Here is a 3671-nt window from a genome sequence, read left to right as displayed (position 1 = left end):
CCGGTAAAGCCGCTCGCATCACCTGTCAGATTGGTGACACCGGAAACCTGGTTGATTGTTCCCGTGCCGGTAATCGCCGCATCGAAATCATAAGATGTTTCGGTGTGATTGAAATTGAGGGTGCCGGCGCCATCGCCAAAGGCCAGCGTGGCGGCGTTGAGCGTGCCCGCTGCCGCTGCGGGATCACTCAGCGCCGCGCCGATATTGAGCGTGCCGGTGGAGCCCGCGATACGGGCAATGTCCACATTGTCTAAACCGTTATCCGCGCTGACTGCGCCGCCATCGGCAATCGTGAGCGTGCCGTTGCCACTGCCGCCAACACGAATGTCGCCTCCACTCGTCCAGCTTGAATTCGTCCCCGTCACCAGAACCGTTTCAGTGGCGCCGGACGCCTCGCCGACAAGGCCATTGCCCGTGTGGCTCACCAATGCGCCGTTGGTAATCGCCAGCGTGCCGATGCTGTTGGATGTATTGAACGTCGTCGTGCCTGCGCTCGCGTTGAAATTCGTGGCCGTGACGATTCCATCGAATGTTTTGGCGCCAGTGCCGCTCGCGTTGATGGTGGTGGCGGAGACATCCTCGTTGAAGATGGTTGGCCCGGTGTTTAAGATGTTGAGGGTGTTGAAGGCTTGACTGCCGCCAATGACGCCATTGAATTCGGCGTTGGTGGAACCCGTAACATTCATGGTGGCGTCGGTAACACCCGCAACCGCATCCACGGTTCCGTTAATTACGTTGTCGCCAAAGGTGCTGTCAAACACGACTGTCCCACCCGCCGCGGTCGTGAGGGCGTTTACAGTTGTGACGTTATTCTGGAAAATCGTCGTGCCCGCCGTCTCGATGCTTGTCGAAAAGACTGCACCGGTGATGGTGTCGTTGTTCAGCTTGACGGTGAGCAATTCGTTGGTTGCCCCCACACTCCCGGTTATGGTTTGCGCGGCGGCATTGGAGAGGTTCAGGGTGCCGGTGCCATCTCCATTTGTGGTCACGTTCCCGGTGAGGTCGCCGTTCAAGACAATTTCCCCGTCTCCGGTGAAATTGAGGTTTCCGACATTGGTGGCGCCCGCAAGGGTTGAGGTGGCAGCACGTGCGACGGTGATGGTTTGGGCGAAGACATTGCCGTCAATTACCGTGCCATCCCCGACAAACTGAAGATCCTTCAACACCGCACCCGTCGCCCCGATATTCCCTGTGACGGTTTGGGTCGAACCAAGTCTAAGCGCGCCAACACCATCGGTTGCCGTGGTCACGTCACCGGTGATGGTGGCGTTTGTTGTGTTGAAGAAAAGATCCCCGTTTGCGCTCCCGGTGAACTTGATATCTGCGGTGGTGGTGCCTGCGGCAATGTTTATGGTAGCGCCAACATTCCCAACTTCAATGGTTGTGGCAAAGATGCTGTTGTTGTCGCCAGGCTTACCCAGCTGGTCATTGCCATTAAGCCTGATGAGTTTCAACGCGGCACCAGACGCCCCGATATCCCCAAAGATGTTGGTGCTTCCGGAATTGGAGAGGTCAAGCGTGCCTGTGCCGTTGCCTGCTGTCGTTACGTTACCGGTGAGCGTCCCGCCGGCATTGGAGAACTCTACAGCCCCGTCCGCTACGAAGTTGATGTCCGCGACGTTGCTGGCGCCTCCAAAGGTTGCGGCTAAGGATCCTCCGCTGCTCAGGTTGACGGTAATGGAATCCCCTGCCGCGGCGACAACATTGCCGCCGAAGTTGAGGCGCGTATCTGCCCCGGCGTTGATGATGATGGTATCACCAGCGGTTGAGGCATCCGTTGTGATGGCATCCCCGTTGCTACCAGAACTGAAAATGACGGCGGGCTGATCGAGATCAACATTGATGGTCAGTTGGCTGGTATCGCCGCCAGAAGTCCCCACGACCAAGGCTTGGTTTGTGCCAGCATCACCGAGGACGAGATTAGCGCCAACCGAAGGTCCAATGACAAGCGTTGTCGCGCCATTGGTTGTTTCAATCAGACCGTCATCATTATCCGCTGTGATCGTAGCATTTGGAGAGGCGATCTCATCCGCCGCATAAGCGGATATGGGCACGATGCTCACCAGCGCCGTCGAGGTCATCAACGCAGCAAAGAGGATGGTCCGGCTTTTCAAAATCGAGGTGCTACGCATAAAAATCCCTTTGGGCACGAGAGGCTCAACGTTGGTCTTTCCCGCATGGCGAACCGGAATTCGGCGCGCAGGCTCACGGACCGCGCGCAAGCGACAGGGTGCCAGCCTGCGCGCAGTCATCCCTGGTTAAGCGGGGTTTTGTCGATTGCGCCATGGGGACGGACCGCGTTTGCACGCAGTGGGAAAAGAGATGCACGTATAGGGAATCGCGCCGCCTGCGCCGCCCTGCCGGTACGTCAATTTCGGCTGACAGGCCATTGGCCGGAAAGCTTAAAATCAGCGAATCGAAAAGGGAGGAAGAGACCCCGGATCGGCGGCCGGCTGCTTGGCTTTCGGGCGAAACGCCTACTGCGTGAACCCGCCGTCAGCGTTCGGATCGATCACCGCGCCATTCCATGAGGGATTCGGCAACGCTCATGGCCAGACAGGTGAAAAACAGCGACGTGGCGGCGGCGGGAACGAGCAGGAATTCGCCGGCATAGGCGAGCGGCACGGCAAGCATGGCGGCGCGTGCAAACGCGCTTTTGCGCGCCGGGCGCAGGCGCGGGCTGATGAGCAGCAAAACAAGCGCGATCAGGACCAATCCATCACCAAGCGTGAAACGGAATGTCTCGCTTGAGGGGAGTGGCAGGGATACGAGAGGGGTATCCCAGCCCATCCCGCCGCGTGTCAGTCCGAACGCCATCAGATTGTAGGCGACGAAGGGGATGAAAAGCAGCGGAATGGGCATGAGTGATTGCTACTGTGCGGTGATGCCCGCCTTCATCGACGGATGCACGGCGCAGAAATAGTCGAACGTGCCTGCCTTGGAGATGGTGATCGTCGCGCTCTGGTCCTTCGCCAGACGCCCGGTGTCGAACGAGCCGTCCTTGGCCGTAGCCGTGTGCGGCGCGCCATCGCGATTGGTGAAGGTGACGGTGTCGCCGACGGCGACTTCGAGCGCGGGCACGGAAAACTTCATGCCCTGAATATCGACGGCGTGATCGGCGGCGAAGGCCGGCGCGGTGAAGGAAAGAGCGAGCGCGAACGCGCCGGGAAGAATGTGACGGAAGGACAAAGCAGGACTCCTTGGATGCAATTGTTCGGAAGTGTCAGAAACAGGTTCGCCGCCGCGCGGCCGCCCTTGCTTAGCCATTGCCTTTCGCCTGCGCGATGGGGTCAGGCCGAAATTGCACGCAATGGGAAAAGAAGTGCACGGACAAGGATTTGAACGACCGATCTTCAAGTCTCGGCCCTGATATATGACCCGGTAAGCCTCTGAGACTCCGTCTCGAAAGCAGGTCGCGTCGGCAGGGTCTTGTTCGTCCAGGCAAGGTGGAAATCCCTCCCCAGCCCTCGGGCCGCCGACTTTCGAGACCCACTTTCGGGTCGGCTAGCAACGACTTTCGGTATAGCGGTGCTGGCCGGTCGGAAACGCTTGGATAACGGGGCGAGTGAATAGAATTGGTGATTCTGTTCACTCGTTTATCTCTCAGTTCGAAGTCATTTCCACCAGTCCAGCCCGTTCACCTGGAACGCAAACTGTGACTGGAAAGAGTA

Annotated in this window: 3 protein-coding genes; all 3 read right to left on the bottom strand. The window is 58.7% G+C overall.

What is annotated here, in order from left to right; genetic code table 11:
- Positions 1–2132, bottom strand: a 2132-nt coding sequence (locus C5748_RS27220) for a beta strand repeat-containing protein (protein WP_158259948.1), incomplete at its 3' end; no start/stop codon positions are given.
- 364 nt (positions 2133–2496) lie between these two features.
- On the bottom strand, positions 2497–2862 hold the full coding sequence (locus C5748_RS27215; protein WP_105746159.1) for a hypothetical protein: 366 nt from the start codon (positions 2860–2862) through the stop codon (positions 2497–2499).
- 9 nt (positions 2863–2871) lie between these two features.
- Complete coding sequence (locus C5748_RS27210) at positions 2872–3189, bottom strand: cupredoxin domain-containing protein (protein ID WP_245582015.1); 318 nt, start codon at positions 3187–3189, stop codon at positions 2872–2874.
- Positions 3190–3671 lie beyond the last annotated feature (482 nt).

It is taken from the genome of Phyllobacterium phragmitis (genome assembly GCF_002980495.1).
In the GTDB taxonomy this organism is placed as follows: domain Bacteria; phylum Pseudomonadota; class Alphaproteobacteria; order Rhizobiales; family Rhizobiaceae; genus Paramesorhizobium; species Paramesorhizobium phragmitis.
The sequence above is the reverse complement of the archived record's forward strand: the minus strand, read 5'-3'. Positions and strand labels throughout refer to the sequence as shown.